Annotated in this window: 17 protein-coding genes; 9 read left to right on the forward strand and 8 right to left on the reverse strand. The window is 60.9% G+C overall.

Translation table 11 applies throughout. From position 1 onward, the window contains the following. Positions 1-91 precede the first annotated feature (91 nt). Positions 92-541 (forward strand): YcgN family cysteine cluster protein, encoded by a 450-nt coding sequence (locus tag LIS66_RS06790; RefSeq protein WP_016771232.1) that lies wholly within the window; start codon positions 92-94, stop codon positions 539-541. A gap of 118 nt (positions 542-659) precedes the next feature. Here the strand turns inward: LIS66_RS06790 and LIS66_RS06795 are convergent, their stop codons facing one another. The 4 genes from LIS66_RS06795 to LIS66_RS06810 form a co-directional block, all read right to left on the reverse strand. Beyond that, complete coding sequence (locus LIS66_RS06795) at positions 660-1,037, reverse strand: DUF2892 domain-containing protein (RefSeq protein ID WP_042607429.1); 378 nt, start codon at positions 1,035-1,037, stop codon at positions 660-662. Between the two features lie 81 nt (positions 1,038-1,118). Beyond that, positions 1,119-1,589, reverse strand: coding sequence for an RNA methyltransferase (locus LIS66_RS06800; RefSeq protein ID WP_007911337.1), 471 nt, complete (start codon positions 1,587-1,589; stop codon positions 1,119-1,121). A 130-nt stretch (positions 1,590-1,719) separates the two neighbouring features. Continuing rightward, positions 1,720-2,091 carry a YajD family HNH nuclease gene (locus LIS66_RS06805; protein WP_003222612.1) on the reverse strand — a complete coding sequence of 124 codons (372 nt, stop codon included), beginning with the start codon at positions 2,089-2,091 and terminating at the stop codon, positions 1,720-1,722. A gap of 48 nt (positions 2,092-2,139) precedes the next feature. Next, positions 2,140-2,826: a spermidine synthase gene (locus LIS66_RS06810; protein ID WP_227973861.1), complete on the reverse strand. Its 687-nt coding sequence runs from the start codon at positions 2,824-2,826 to the stop codon at positions 2,140-2,142. 81 nt (positions 2,827-2,907) lie between these two features. On the opposite strand from LIS66_RS06810, the gene LIS66_RS06815 reads away from it, so the two are divergent. Continuing rightward, positions 2,908-3,192: a hypothetical protein gene (locus tag LIS66_RS06815; protein WP_042607431.1), complete on the forward strand. Its 285-nt coding sequence runs from the start codon at positions 2,908-2,910 to the stop codon at positions 3,190-3,192. Here LIS66_RS06815 and LIS66_RS06820 read toward each other — a convergent pair. Together LIS66_RS06820 and LIS66_RS06825 are read right to left on the reverse strand one after the other, a co-directional pair. After that, entirely contained in the window at positions 3,189-3,662 is a 474-nt protein-coding gene (locus tag LIS66_RS06820) for a cyclic nucleotide-binding domain-containing protein (protein WP_042607432.1), read from the reverse strand. The two genes, LIS66_RS06815 and LIS66_RS06820, sit on opposite strands and share 4 nt — an antisense overlap. Positions 3,663-3,853: 191 nt before the next feature. Next, on the reverse strand, positions 3,854-5,908 hold the full coding sequence (locus LIS66_RS06825; protein WP_227973862.1) for a S9 family peptidase: 2,055 nt from the start codon (positions 5,906-5,908) through the stop codon (positions 3,854-3,856). Positions 5,909-6,133: 225 nt separating this feature from the next. Here LIS66_RS06825 and LIS66_RS06830 point away from each other — a divergent pair, with 225 nt between their 5' ends. From LIS66_RS06830 to LIS66_RS06840, 3 genes are read left to right on the forward strand one after another with little or no spacing between them, the layout of a single operon-like run. Next, complete coding sequence (locus LIS66_RS06830; protein WP_042607434.1) at positions 6,134-6,631, forward strand: hypothetical protein; 498 nt, start codon at positions 6,134-6,136, stop codon at positions 6,629-6,631. A gap of 15 nt (positions 6,632-6,646) precedes the next feature. Next, positions 6,647-7,423 (forward strand): class II glutamine amidotransferase, encoded by a 777-nt coding sequence (locus LIS66_RS06835; RefSeq protein ID WP_042607435.1) that lies wholly within the window; start codon positions 6,647-6,649, stop codon positions 7,421-7,423. 12 nt (positions 7,424-7,435) lie between these two features. After that, complete coding sequence (locus LIS66_RS06840) at positions 7,436-7,978, forward strand: DUF2937 family protein (RefSeq protein WP_042607436.1); 543 nt, start codon at positions 7,436-7,438, stop codon at positions 7,976-7,978. 145 nt (positions 7,979-8,123) lie between these two features. Here LIS66_RS06840 and LIS66_RS06845 read toward each other — a convergent pair whose 3' ends face one another. Beyond that, on the reverse strand, positions 8,124-9,038 hold the full coding sequence (locus LIS66_RS06845; protein WP_227973863.1) for a LysR family transcriptional regulator: 915 nt from the start codon (positions 9,036-9,038) through the stop codon (positions 8,124-8,126). 158 nt (positions 9,039-9,196) lie between these two features. On the opposite strand from LIS66_RS06845, the gene LIS66_RS06850 reads away from it, so the two are divergent. The 4 genes from LIS66_RS06850 (at position 9,197) to LIS66_RS06865 (ending at position 12,919) form a co-directional block, all read left to right on the forward strand. Continuing rightward, positions 9,197-10,483 (forward strand): MFS transporter, encoded by a 1,287-nt coding sequence (locus LIS66_RS06850; protein WP_227973864.1) that lies wholly within the window; start codon positions 9,197-9,199, stop codon positions 10,481-10,483. A gap of 62 nt (positions 10,484-10,545) precedes the next feature. Continuing rightward, on the forward strand, positions 10,546-11,298 hold the full coding sequence (locus tag LIS66_RS06855) for a 5-oxoprolinase subunit PxpA (protein ID WP_227973865.1): 753 nt from the start codon (positions 10,546-10,548) through the stop codon (positions 11,296-11,298). Beyond that, complete coding sequence (pxpB, locus tag LIS66_RS06860; RefSeq protein ID WP_227973866.1) at positions 11,295-11,999, forward strand: 5-oxoprolinase subunit PxpB; 705 nt, start codon at positions 11,295-11,297, stop codon at positions 11,997-11,999. Before LIS66_RS06855 ends, pxpB begins: the two co-directional genes overlap by 4 nt. After that, positions 11,996-12,919 (forward strand): biotin-dependent carboxyltransferase family protein, encoded by a 924-nt coding sequence (locus tag LIS66_RS06865; RefSeq protein WP_227973867.1) that lies wholly within the window; start codon positions 11,996-11,998, stop codon positions 12,917-12,919. Before pxpB ends, LIS66_RS06865 begins: the two co-directional genes overlap by 4 nt. An 88-nt stretch (positions 12,920-13,007) precedes the next feature. Here the strand turns inward: LIS66_RS06865 and LIS66_RS06870 are convergent, their stop codons facing one another. Then, positions 13,008-14,186, reverse strand: coding sequence for a vWA domain-containing protein (locus LIS66_RS06870; RefSeq protein WP_007956512.1), 1,179 nt, complete (start codon positions 14,184-14,186; stop codon positions 13,008-13,010). Between the last annotated feature and the right edge of the window lie 2 nt (positions 14,187-14,188).

Raw genomic sequence — 14,188 nt, forward strand, 5'->3', positions numbered from 1 at the left:
GGATTTACCGACAGTCGCCAGCGCTTGGCCACCGCGCCCGCTGGCACTAGACTGGCGGCCTTTTCACCACCTTGATGTTGATGCTTGAACCATGGCCGCCATAGTCGAACCGTTCTGGAAACGCAAAACCCTCGATCAACTCGATCACGAGGAGTGGGAATCGCTGTGCGACGGCTGCGGTCTGTGCTGCCTGCAAAAGCTCGAGGATGAGGAAGACAACAGCGTCTATTACACGCGCATCGCCTGCAAACTGCTGGATCTGAAGACCTGTCAGTGCAGCGATTATCCGAACCGGATCAAGTTTGTCCCTGACTGCATCCAGCTCACCCCGGGGCAGGCGGAAGAGTTCAAGTGGCTGCCGCCGACCTGCGGTTATCGTTTGGTCAGCGAGGGCAAGGATCTGCCGTTATGGCATCACCTGGTGTGCGGTGATCGCGATGCTGTGCACCACGAGCGAATCTCCCAATCCGGACGCATGCTCGCCGAAGGCAGCGTGCCGGAGGATGACTGGGAAGATCACCTGATTTTTCGCGCGGGCTGATGGTGAAGCGATTCGAAACCGCTATCGCGAGCAGGCTCACTCCTACAGGTGAACGCGTTTCAATTGTAGGAGTGAGCCTGCTCGCGATGGCGTAATTCGCCTCAACGCATTATTTGGATCAAACGCCGGCTTTCGGCGAGGTCAGCGAATCATTGCCGGTAACGGTCGCCGTTTCCGTGGCAACTTCGGCGTTGGTCTTCAGCTTGCTCAGTTCTTCCCCGGCGCGTTCGATCTTCGCCCGTACGTTGTTCATGTCCTGACGACCTTTCTCCAACAGGCTTTTCGCCGAGCAATGGCCGGTGATGCCGCGGGCCACGGCCATGCCGCCGAGCGCCACTTGAATCAGGCCGAACACGCCGCCACGGCGCAGGCCCTTGCCGACCATCAGCACGCCGCCGGTCAACGAGCCGACGCGTTCCCAGCCGTGCACGTTCTTGTGCGAAGGCGACTGGAACGGGGTGGATTCGATGCGTTCTACGCGTTTGAGCTCGCTCATGATCTATCTCCAGGCAGGGTGCGATTGATAGATAAGCTGACTGCCGCGGCGGTCAGCTTGTTCCATCGAATGTGCGACGCTTCAGCGGAATTTCGGCCCGGAGCGGGTGTTCAGGCCTTTGGCCATGCGGTCGTAAAGCACGACGTTGACCGTAGCGGCGAGGTTCATGCAGCCGGTGGTCGGGATGTACACGACGTCTTCGCACCAGTCGCGAATCTCCTTATCCAGCGAACCGTCTTCCGGACCGAAGATGTACAGCGCGCGGTCGGGATGGGTGTATTCCGGCAATGGGCGGGCGCCTTCCACCAGTTCCACAGCGACGGGCACGCAGTTGAGCGGGAGGATTTTTTTCAGGTCGTCGATGCCGATCAGCGGGATGTCGTAGTGCACGCGCTTGGTGTCGGTGACGAAATCGGCGGCGCGTTCATAACGCTTGCCGGTGTAGAACACCGAGGCCACGCCATAACAGCCTGCGGCGCGCATCACCGAACCGACGTTCTCCGGTGATTTGGGGTTATACAAACCAATGCAGCTGTACCGTTTGTCTGCCACGAGCGGGGTGCCTTCGGGAAAAAGAGGGCGATTATACGGGGATAAGATCAAAAGATCGCAGCCTTCGGCAGCTCCTACAGTCTAATGGCGTACACCGTGTAGGAGCTGCCGAAGGCTGCGATCTTTGCTTTTAATCTTCTTTTTTCATCAGGCCAGCGAGGGCCGCAAACGGGTTATGCGTGGCCTTGGCGATTTTCGGTGTGCTCAGCGAGCCGTCGCCGAAATACTGCTGGTCGGTGTAACGCGAATGCTCGTTGTCGTGGCAATACAGGCACAACAGCTCCCAGTTCGAGCCGTCCTGCGGGTTGTTGTCGTGATTGTGGTCGCGGTGGTGCACGGTCAGTTCGCTCAGGCGTTTGCCGGAGAACTCGCGGGCGCAGCGACCGCAGACGTGCGGGTACATCTTCAGGGCTTTGTCGCGGTAGCCCATTTCCTTGTCGCGCTGGTTGTCGGCGAGGATGCGGTCCAGCTTCGACGTGTTGGTGGGGGTGGACGAACTCATGGGTTCACCTTTGTAAAAGACTGATGACGGTTATGCGCAGAGTTTAGCTCAGCCCTTGAGCTTCTCGGCAATCCAGATCGTGTGGCGGGTGCCCTTGTTGCCGTGGGCGAAGACCTGGACTTCTTCGGCCTTGAAACCGGCCTTCTTCAATTTGTCGGAAAACTGCCGATCAGCGCTGGCCGACCACACCGCCAGCACGCCTTTGGGGCGCAGGGCCTTGGCGCAGGCACTCAGACCAGCGGCCGAGTACAACCAACTGTTGGCTTTCTGGGTCAGGCCTTCAGGGCCGTTGTCGACATCGAGCATGATCGCGTCGAACCCGTTCGGCTCGCTTTGCAGCACCTTGGCCACGTCTTCCATGCGGATCACCGTGCGCGGATCGAGCAATGGCCGGCCGGACTTTTCTCCGAGCGGGCCGTGATTCCACTCGACCACGCCGGGCACCAGCTCAGCGACCACCACTTCGGCGGCCTTGCCCAAATGCTTGAGTGCCGAGGCGAGGGTGAAGCCCATGCCCAGGCCACCGATCAGCACGCGCGAATTCGGCCGGCCGGCGACCTTGCGGCAGGGAATCTCGGCCAATGCGTCTTCGGAACCGTGCATGCGCGTGTTCATTAATTGCCCGCCGTCGCCGCCCTGGATCTTGATGACGAAGTCCTCGCCATACTCGAACAGGCACAGGGCACCGCCGTTTTCGGGGATCGGGGTGGTGTCGAGCAGAACGAAACGTTTCATGGAAATCTCTAAAGGGGGGGAAGGCAAGCAGGCGCGTTGGGAGTAGCCTGAGCACAGACTAAAGGCCAAACGGAGCCCTTGATGAAGCGCACCATTCTAACGGTCATTACCCTGGCCGCGCTCGCGATTACTGCTGCGCAGGCCCAGCAGAGCATTCCGGTCAGTCCGACGCCACAACCCGGCTCGCCCGGCACCGCGACGCCGACGCCGTATCCGCAGATCACCCCGATTACCCTGCCCAAGTCGGGCGCCGGCAGTGGCAGCCCGCCGCTGGTGCCGATCGAAATGCCCAGCCCGCCGAGCAAGGATCAACCGGTGCCGGGTATCGAGCCGAACGGCAACAAGGCTAAATCCCCCGGCGGTTAAACCTGTTGCGCAGCCAGTTGACCGTCGGCCATGCGCAGGCGTTTGGACAGCGAGACGGCGAGGGCGCGGATGATCTTTGCGGCGATTTTTGGTGCGTCGTTGAGCATTTTTTCCAGCGAGTCCTTGCCCAGGTTCAGCAACTGACAGTTGCTTGCCGCGATGCACGTGGCCGAACGCCGTTCGCCATCGAGCACGGCCATTTCACCGAAGGCACGGCCGCTGCGCAGGGTGGCCATGGTGATGACCTGACCGTCGACGCCGGTTTTCTGCACGGCGACCTGGCCGGTGTGGATGATGCACATGAAACTGCCGGCATCGCCCTCGCGAAAAATCGCTTCGCCTTCAGCCACGGTGCTGATGCTGAAGTAGCCGGAAGCTGCCGCGAAGTCGGCGAGCTGCAATTGATCGAACAGGCCACAGTCCATCAGCCAGTCGCGGATTTCGTTGTTCAGGAAGGTCGGTTCGGACATGTCGATGCGGTCTTTTTGTTTTCACATTTTCCGGGTATCACACGTTCCTTGTGTAGGAGCTGCCGGAGGCTGCGATCTTTTGATCTTGCTGTTAAAAAATCAAAAGATCGCAGCCTTCGGCAGCTCCTACACAGGGGAATCGGTGGAGGCGTTGAGTCTGCTGTTAAGACCCAGGCCACCCGCAGAGTTCCTCAGGCAATCTGCAAAACCTTGAACACAAACGCATATTCGAGTGCTACGTCACGTAATCCCTGATAGCGCCCGCTCATGCCGCCATGCCCGGCGCCCAGTTCGGTCTTGAGCAGCAGCAGGTTGTCGTCGGTCTTGGTCGCGCGCAATTTCGCTACCCACTTGGCTGCTTCCCAATATTGCACACGGCTGTCGTTGTAGCCGGCGATTACCAGCAGTGGTGGATAAGCCTGCGCGGTGACGTTTTCGTACGGCGCATAAGCCTTGATCCGATCATAGACGTCCGGTTCTTCCGGGTTGCCCCATTCGTCGTATTCGGTGACGGTCAGCGGCAGTTCTGGGTCGAGCATGGTGTTGAGTACGTCGACGAACGGCACTTCGGCAATCGCCACGCCGAACAGGTCCGGACGCTGATTGAGCACCGCGCCGATCAGCAGGCCACCGGCGCTGCCACCGCTGATCGCCAGTTTGTCCGCCGTGGTGATGCCGTTGAGCACCAGAAACTCAGCGCAGGCGATGAAGTCGGTGAAGGTGTTGGGTTTGTGTTCCTGCTTGCCGGCGCGATACCAGGCTTCGCCCAGCTCGCCGCCGCCGCGTACGTGGGCGATGGCGAAGGCCATGCCGCGATCGAGCAGGCTCAGGCGCGCGTGGGAAAACCACGGATCGAGACTGGAGCCGTAGGCACCGTAACCGTACAGATACAGCGGCACGGGTTTGCCGACCATCTCGCGCTTCATCACCAGACTGATCGGCACCTGCGTGCCGTCCGGGGCGGTGGCCCACAGGCGCTGACTGACATAGGCGTCGGCATCGAACGGGCCGAGCACCGGGGTTTCCTTGAGCACCGTTTGCTCGCCCGTGGCGAGAATCAACTGGCGCACCTGGGCCGGGCGATTCAACGCTTCGTAGCGCAAACGAATGCGATCGCTCTCGAACTCCAGGCTGTTTTGCACATGGAGGCTGTAGGCCGCATCGGGCAGTTGCACGCGATATGAAGCTTGGCCCTGCGGATGAACTTCGATGATCGGCAGACCGCCTTCACGCAGGCTCAAGGTCACCGCCTCGGTGTTGAGGCTGACGCCGTCGAGCATCACTTCATCGCTGTGCGGGATCAGGTTCTGCCAGTCGGCCTCGCTCGGCGGTACGCCGGTATCCGCAGCCTGATACAGGGCGAAGTTGATGCCGTCGCGGTTGGTGCGGATGAACCACGTCCAGACGCCGTCGAGCAGGCCGTGGTCGACGTCGTATTCGTGATCTTCGACCCGGGGCGCCAGACAGGCGAACGGCAGGTGCGGCTGATTGGCGTCCAGCGCCCAGACTTCGCTGGTGGTCTTGCTGCCCAGCGACAGCAGCAATTGCTGCTCGGAGCTGGCTCGGTAGCAATGCAGGAAGAAACGCCCGTCCGGCTCGTGAAAAACCTCTTCGGCGGCGGTGCCATCGAGTCGATAGCGGAACAGTTTGTGCGGGCGATGGGTGTCGTCGAGCACGCCGAAGAACAGGGTCAGACTGTCGTTGGCCCAAGTCATGCTGCCGTCGCAGTCTGCGAATTCGAGTTCGCTGACCTTGTCGTTGGACAGTTCCTTGACGAACAGCGTGTAGATCTCATCGCCCGAGTCATCGACGCTGTAAGCCAGGCGCTGGTGATCGGGGCTGATGCTGAAAGCACCGAGCGAGAAGAAGCCGCCATTGGCCAGCGCATTCGGATCGAGCAGTAGCTGTTCGCGGCTTTCGTCGAGCGTCAGGCTGTCGTCCGCCGGACGCGGGCAGCGGTAGTGCCGGGCGTATTCGTCACCGGCGGTGGTGCGCGTGTAATACAGATACGGGCCCCAGGGCGAGGGCAGGGACAGGTCGGTTTCCAGAATCCGGCCCTTGATCTCGTTGAACAGGCTTTCGCGCAGTTCGGCCTGATCAGCGGTTTGCGCTTCCTGATAAGCGTTTTCGGCCTTGAGGTAGTCGAGCACCGCGTCGGTATCGCGCTCCTGCAGCCAGGCATACGGGTCGGCGCCGGGCGCCCGGTGGGCAATCGGGGCTGGGATGACATTGGCGGATTGGGGCATGGAAGGCTCTCGGACAGATATACAAATAGGGTTTTTCGCAGCATTTGAAACTGCCGCAATCCCTGTACGAGTGAGCCTACTCGCGATAGCGGTGTGTCATTCAAAATGACTTTGACTGATCAATTGCTATCGCGAGCAGGCTCACTCCTACAGGGGATGTGTCTATTGGGACAAGCCGCATGGGCGAAAAGTCGTTACTATAAGCGCCTCTTTGCCTGCCTTGCCATGGACACCATGACCGAGAACGACTATCTGATCGCCTGGGGCCTTTACGCCTTTGCCGCCGTAGGCTGCCTGCTGGTATGGATGCGCCTGACCACCTGGATGTGGCGCTGGCTGCGCGAGCCGCTGCGTGTGCTGATGGCGGTGTTGCTGTTCAGCCCGACCATCGTCGATCCAGTGAAAGCCAAGGTTGCGCCGGCCATCGCCATCACCGCGCTGGACACGCTGTTCAAGGTCGGCAACAACGCCTGGCGCGCGGTTTCCGATCTGTTCATGTACGGCATGATCGCCTTCGGGGTCTATCTGGTTTTCGTCTTGATCCGTATGCCGATCGAGCGTGCTTCGACAGCCCGACGCGAACGCGCCGAGGCCGCCAAGGCTGCGGCCCGTGCCGAAGAACGCGAAGATGATCAGCCGTTCGGCGGCGCCGGTGACGACCGCTACGGTCGCCCGCCCGTGCCGAACAATCCGCAGCGCATGCGGGTCGAGCCGCGTCTGTAACCCGAGAGTCCGCACATGTGTGAATTACTGGGCATGAGTGCCAACGTGCCGACCGACATCGTGTTCAGCTTCACTGGCCTGATGCAGCGCGGCGGCCGCACCGGCCCGCACCGCGACGGCTGGGGCATTGCCTTCTATGAGGGCCGGGGCTTGCGGCTGTTCCAGGACCCGGCGGCGAGCAGCGAGTCGGAAGTCGCCAATCTGGTGCAGCGTTATCCGATCAAGAGCGAAGTGGTCATCGGCCATATTCGCCAGGCCAACGTCGGCAAGGTCTGCCTGTCCAACACCCACCCGTTCGTCCGCGAACTGTGGGGGCGCAACTGGTGTTTCGCGCACAACGGGCAGCTCGCCGACTTCACCCCGATCAAGAGTTTCTACCGCCCGGTCGGCGATACCGACAGCGAGGCGGCGTTCTGCGATTTGCTCAACCGTGTGCGCGCAGCCTTTCCGGAACCGGAGGATATCGAAGTGCTGCTGCCGGATCTGGTCGCCGCCTGCGCCGAATACCGCAGCAAAGGCGTGTTCAATTGCCTGCTCAGCGACGGCGACTGGCTGTTCTGTTATTGCTCGACCAAACTGGCCCAGATCACCCGGCGCGCACCGTTCGGCCCCGCACGGCTCAAGGATGTCGACGTGATTGTCGACTTCCAGGCCGAAACCACGCCCAACGACGTGGTCACGGTGATCGCCACCGAGCCTTTGACCGAAAACGAAACCTGGACCCGCTACGAACCGGGCCAATGGAGCCTGTGGCGACGCGGCGAATGCGTCAGCCAGGGCAAGACCGAATAAGGATTTGCACCCATGTTGCTCAGTTATGTACGGCTGGTGTTGTTTGCGGCGGGCCTGTTGATCGGTGTCCAGGTGCCGGGGTTCATCAACGATTACGCCCAGCGGGTCGAAGCGCATCTGATCGAAGCGCAGACCGGCCTGCGCGGCTTTCAGGGCACCGCCGATCAGTTTTTCAAGGGCGACATGCAGGCGCTGGTCGCGCATTACCGGGCGAGCGAAGACCCGATTTTTCGCAGCGATGCCGACAGCCTGAACACCTTGCTCACTCGCCAGGTCGCGCTGGATAAACAATTCCAGGCGATGCAAGGCCCGTGGTACGTGCGCTTCCTGCAAGTGGTGCTGGCCGCCGATCCGGACATTCGCAAGGAAACCTGGAATGGCTACAGCTATCAGATCCTGCTGACGCCAGAGGCAATGATCTGGGGCATGAGCGGGGCGTTGCTGCTGTCGTTCGGCATCGAATGCCTGTTCCGCCTGATCGATTGGGTAGTACTCGGCGGCCGCCGTCTGCGCCAGAGCCGGCCGATCGAAGATCGCGACGTACGAGGCCTTTGAGATCGCTCATTTCCCCTGTGGCGAGGGAGCTTGCTCCCGCTGGAGTGCGAAGCGCTCCCGTCCATTTATTCTGAACGAGCGCAGGTAACGATTTTACGACTGCTGCGCAGCCGAGCGGGAGCAAGCTCCCTCGCCACAAGTGTGCTCAGTCAGTGAGGGTGATGCAGTCCTTGCCCACCTTTTGCGCATACCCCGCCAAGACCTGCTGACACAACGTCACTATCTCCTCGACCCACTCAACCCCGACCCGCCACGACACCACCACCGGCAGATTCGCCGGCCGCTGCGCGATGTCGAGCAGGGTCAGTTCGCCGCGTGCCAGTTCCTCGGCCACCAGCACCGGTGGCAGCGCGCCGATACCGAAGCCGTCACGCAACAACCGGGTGATCGCTGACACCGAGTTCACGCAATTCAAGCGTGGCGCCATGACGCCGTTGGCCTGCATCAGCGCGACGATATCCTGATGCGGTCGTGAGTTTTTCGAGTAAGTGACGATCCGCTCCTGCGCCAGTTCGGCGAGGTCGGCGTAGTCGCGGTTGTAGATCGAATTGCTCGCGACGATCCAACCCAACGGATGGCTGGCCAACTCCAGACTACGCACGCTTTCGTGACGGATCAGATCGGTTTGCAGAACCAGATCGAGGAAGCCTTTTTGCAGCTGATCGCAGAGATTCAGCGCCGTATCCGCGACCAGCTCGATTTCCACTCGCGGGTACAGATCGGTCATCTGCGCCACCAGCGGGCTCAGCCAGGTATGGATCACCGTATCCATCACGCCGATCCGCACCCGCCCGACCTTGCTCGAACGAGTCTCGATCGACTGTCTCAGCGCCGCCATGGTGTCGAGCATCTGTTCGGCATAATCGAGCACCTTCAGACCTTCCGGGGTCAGGCTGACGCCGCGTGAGTCGCGTAGAAACAGCTTCACTCCCAGCTCGCCTTCGAGCACTGCGATGCGGCTGGAAATCGACGCCTGAGTGGTGAACAGCTTGTCGGCGGTCAGGCGAAAACTCTTCAGGCGCGCGACCCAGACAAAGGTCTCGAGAAACTTCAGGTTCATGGGCAAGGCTCGGCTGACAAATTTTTCTTATGCCTAAGGCGGGTTTTTATTCGTTGGACGGCGCGGGGCAGGCGACGAAAAATCGGCGCATCCGGTTCCCACGATAGGCGTCGTCGGAGCTTCGAACAAGACCAATAAAAGCCCTGCGGAGATTTGCCATGAGTGCTCCTGACACCCTCCCTTTATCCAAGCCTGCGGCGCGGCCCGGGCCGTTCGACTGGTATCGCAACATCAACCAGCAGGAGCGCCGCACGTTCTGGAGCTGCAAGATCGGTTACGGTCTGGATGGCATGGACACGCAGATGCTCAGCTTCGTCGTGCCGACGCTGATTGCGATGTGGGGCATCACCACTGGCGAAGCGGGGCTGATTCACACCAGCACCCTGATCGCGTCGGCGATCGGCGGCTGGGTCGCCGGGATTCTCTCCGACCGCATCGGCCGCGTGCGCACCCTGCAACTGACAGTGCTGTGGTTCGCCTTCTTCACCTTCCTCTGCGGCTTCGCGCAAAACTATGAACAACTGCTGATCGCCCGGACCTTGATGGGCTTCGGTTTCGGCGGTGAATGGACCGCTGGCGCGGTATTGATCGGCGAAGTGATCCGCGCCAGGGATCGCGGCAAAGCGGTGGGCATGGTGCAATCCGGTTGGGCGCTGGGCTGGGGGCTGACGGCGATTCTGTATGCGCTGCTGTTCTCGGTATTGCCACCGGAAGATGCCTGGCGTGCGCTGTTCATCCTCGGCATCGTGCCGGCGATATTCGTGATTTTTGTCCGACGCCTGGTGAAAGATCCGGAAATCTATCGCGAAGCCAAAGCCGCGCAAACGCCAGAAAACCCGGCGAAGTTCTACGAGATTTTCGCACCGGGCATGCTCTTCACCACGTTTCGCGCGTCGTTGCTGACCACCGGTGCGCTGGGCGGTTATTACGCAATCACCTCCTGGTTGCCGACCTTCCTCAAGAACGAACGCGGTTTGAGCGTGCTTGGTACCGGTGGTTATCTGGCGATGGTGATCGTCGGTTCCTACGTCGGTTACGTGATCAGCGCTTATCTGACCGATCTGCTGGGGCGGAAAAAGAATTTCATTTTGTTCGCGGTCGGCTCGTTCACCATCGTTCTGCTGTACACGCAGATGCCGGTCAGCAACGGCGTGATGCTGTGGCTGGGGTTTCCGCTGGGCTTCTTTGCCTCGGGGATTTTCAGCGGCATGGGTGCGTTTCTCACTGAATTGTTCCCCACGCGGATTCGCGGCTCGGGCCAGGGTTTCTGCTACAACATCGGCCGCGCGCTGGCGGCGTTGTTCCCGCTGCTGATCGGCCTGCTCAGCCAGAAAGTGCCATTGAGCATGGGCATCGGTGCCTTCGCGGCGGTGTCCTACGGCGTGGTGATTATTGCGGCGTTGAGCCTGCCGGAAACCCGCGGCAAACAACTCGACGCGCAGTAACTGATAACCTGCTGGGCAGTGTCCTACAGATAAAAAGACGAGCAGCTACAGGAGTGTTCACCGTGAGCCGCCTGCTATTGAATTGCGACATTGGCGAGAGCTTCGGCAGCTGGACCATGGGTCTGGACGCCGAGGTCATGCCCTTCATCGATTGCGCCAACGTTGCCTGCGGTTTCCATGCCGGCGACCCGAGCATCATGCGCAAGACCGTGGCGCTGGCCCTTGAGCACGGCGTACAGATTGGCGCGCATCCGGCCTATCAGGATCTGGTCGGATTCGGCCGGCGCTCCATGGCCTATTCCGCGCAGGAGCTGCAAGACATCCTGCATTACCAGATCGGTGCGCTCGATGGCATCTGCAAGGCGCAGGGCGGGCGGGTCAGCTACGTCAAACCCCACGGCGCGATGTACAACGACATGATGGCCAACCCGGCGCAACTGCGTGCGGTAGTGCAAGCCGTGGCCGCGTATGACCGCAATCTTCCGCTGATGCTCATGGCGACCCGCGACAACGCTGCGGCGCAGCAAGTCGGCGATGAATATGGCGTGACGCTGTGGTTCGAAGCTTTCGCCGATCGCGCTTACGACAGCGCCGGCCGGCTGGTCTCACGGCAGTTGCCGGGCGCGGTGCATCACGATCCCGAGAAAATCATCGAGCAAGCGCTGACCATCGCCCATGGCGGCGAGCTCACCGCTAGCGACGGCAGCGCCTTGATCCTGCGCGCCAACACCTTGTGCGTACACGGCGACAACGCCAGTTCGGTGGCCGCCGTGCAGCGCATTCGCCAGGCCTTGCAGCAGTCGAGTGCGTCATGAATCCACGGATTGAAGTGGTGGCGCTTGATTGCCTGATGCTGCGTCTGTTCGATGAAATCGCCGAAGCCAACATGCCGTGGATGCTCGCCGCCACCGAGCGTTTGCGCACGGCGTTTGGCGCCCAACTGATCGATCTGGTGCCGTCCTATACGACGTTGATGGTGCATTACGATCTGACGCTGCTGAGTCCGGCTCAGGCGCGCGAATTGATCGCCGAAGCGCTGGTCGATCTGTCGCCGAATGCGCGCAGTGCCGGACAGTGTCACGTCTTGCCGGTCTGGTACGACCTCAGTGTCGGCCCGGAACTGAGCCTGCTGGCTGAACGTAGCGGGCTCGCTGTGGCGGAGGTGATCCGTCGGCACAGCGCACGGGAGTATCAGGTATTCGCCCTTGGTTTTGCGCCGGGCTTTGCCTTCATGGGCCTGGTCGAAAAGATTCTCGCCACGCCGCGCTTGAGCACACCGCGCAAAAAAGTCGCCGCCGGCAGCGTCGGTATCGCCGAGCGGCAGACCGCGGCTTATCCGGTCGTTTCACCCGGCGGCTGGAACCTGATCGGCCGCACCCCGGCGAAACTGTTTGATCGCCATCGCGACGGCTACAGCCTGATGCAGCCCGGTGACACGGTACGCTTCGAAGCGGTCGATCACGCCGAATTCATTCGTCTGGGCGGTGACGACACACCACTGGAGGCGCTGGCATGAGTCGACTGACGATCGAAGCCAGCACACCGCTGTGCCTGTTGCAGGATGCCGGGCGGTTTGGCGTCCGGCACCTGGGCGTGACCCAGGGCGGCGCGGCGGATTGGTGCTCCATGAGCTGGGCCAATTGGCTGCTTGGCAATGAGCTGGATGCTGCGGTGGTTGAAATCACCCTCGGCGGGTTTGCCGTGGTGGCTGAAGAGGATTGCCTGCTGGCGCTGGCCGGGGCGGATCTCGGCGCGCAGGTCGATGGACAGCCAATGACGCCGTGGCGCAGTTTCAAATTGAATAAAGGACAGAAACTGCAATTCACCCAACCCTTGCTTGGCGCCCGGGCTTATCTGGCGGCTCCCGGCGGTTTTGCCGCGCCGTCCGTGTTGGGCAGTTGCGCGACGGTCGTGCGCGAAGAGCTCGGAGGGCTTGATGGTCTGGGCGTGCCGCTGACAAAAGGAGCGATCCTGAGTTATCACGGCGAACCCCGGCCGGTGCGTGACGTACCACAGACGCAGCAACCGGACCTGCGCTCGGTTAAACCGCTGGATCTGGTGATTGGTGCACAGATCGGCCAGTTCAGCGGGCAAAGTCTGTTTGATGTCTTCAACAGCACCTGGACAATCGACAGCCGCGCCGACCGCATGGGCATCCGCCTGCAGGGCGCGACGTTGCACTATCAGGGCGCGGCGATGATTTCCGAAGGGATTCCCTTGGGCGCGGTGCAAGTGCCACCGGACGGGCAGCCGATTGTGTTGCTCAATGATCGCCAGACCATCGGCGGGTATCCGCGGCTCGGCGCGTTGACGCCGCTGGCACTGGCGCGGCTGGCGCAGTGCTTGCCGGGAGCGAAGGTGAGATTGCGGCCGGTGGTGCAGGACGTCGCGCACCGCGAGCATGTCGAATATTTGCAGCGCTTTAAAGATCGCTAAAAGCTTCGCGAGCAGGCTCGCTCCCACAGGTAAAAGCATTCCAATGTGGGAGCGAGCCTGCTCGCGAAGGCGTTCGTCGGGTTAACGATTATTTGGAAAGAAACCGCATCCCTTCCTCAAGCCCGCGCAACGTCAGCGGATACATCTGATCCTCGATCAGGTCGCGGACAATGTTGGTCGACGAGGTATAGCCCCACGTGTCCTTCGGATACGGGTTGATCCAGATGAGTTTCTTGTATTTCTCCATGAAGCGCTGCATCCACACGTAGCCCGGCTCTTCGTTCCAGTGCTCGACACTGCCGCCAGCCTGGGTGATTTCATAAGGCGCCATGGCGGCGTCGCCGATGAAGATCACTTTGTAGTCGGCACCGTACTTGTGCAGCAGATCCTGGGTCGAGGTGCGCTCGGAAGTGCGGCGCATGTTGTTCTTCCACACTGATTCATAAATGAAGTTGTGGAAGTAGAAGTACTCCAGATGCTTGAACTCGGTCTTGCAGGCCGAAAACAATTCCTCGCAGATCTTCACGTGCGCATCCATTGAGCCGCCGATATCGAACAATAGCAGCAGCTTCACCGTGTTGCGCCGTTCCGGGCGCATCTGGATATTCAGCAGGCCGGCATCCTTGGCGGTGTGGTCGATGGTGCCATCGATGTCCAGTTCTTCCGCCGCGCCCTGTCGAGCGAACTTGCGCAGACGACGCAAGGCGACCTTGATATTGCGGGTGCCCAGTTCCACTGAATCGTCGAGGTTCTTGTACTCGCGCTGATCCCAGACCTTGACTGCCTTGCCCTGACGCTTGCCGGCATCGCCAACCCGGATGCCCTCCGGGTTGAAACCGCCGGAGCCGAACGGACTGGTGCCGCCGGTGCCGATCCATTTGTTGCCGCCGGCGTGACGTTCCTTCTGTTCTTCCAGACGCTTCTTGAACTCCTCGATGAGCTTGTCCAGCCCGCCCAGGGACTGGATCTGCGCGCGTTCTTCATCAGTCAGCGAGCGCTCGAACTCCTTGCGCAGCCAGTCTTCGGGAATCAGCGCCTGCAAGTGGTCGTCGAGTTTTTCGAGGCCATTGAAGTAAGCGCCGAATGCACGGTCGAACTTGTCGAAATGACGTTCGTCCTTCACCAGAATCGCCCGCGACAAATAATAGAACTCGTCCATGTCGGCGAAGGTCACGCGCTGTTTCAGCGCGTTGATCAGGTCGAGCAGCTCACGCACCGACACCGGTACCTTGGCTGCACGCATTTCATTGAACAGGTTGAGCAGCATGG

This window comes from Pseudomonas sp. HN2 (assembly GCF_020736465.1).
In the GTDB taxonomy this organism is placed as follows: Bacteria; Pseudomonadota; Gammaproteobacteria; order Pseudomonadales; family Pseudomonadaceae; genus Aquipseudomonas; species Aquipseudomonas moraviensis_A.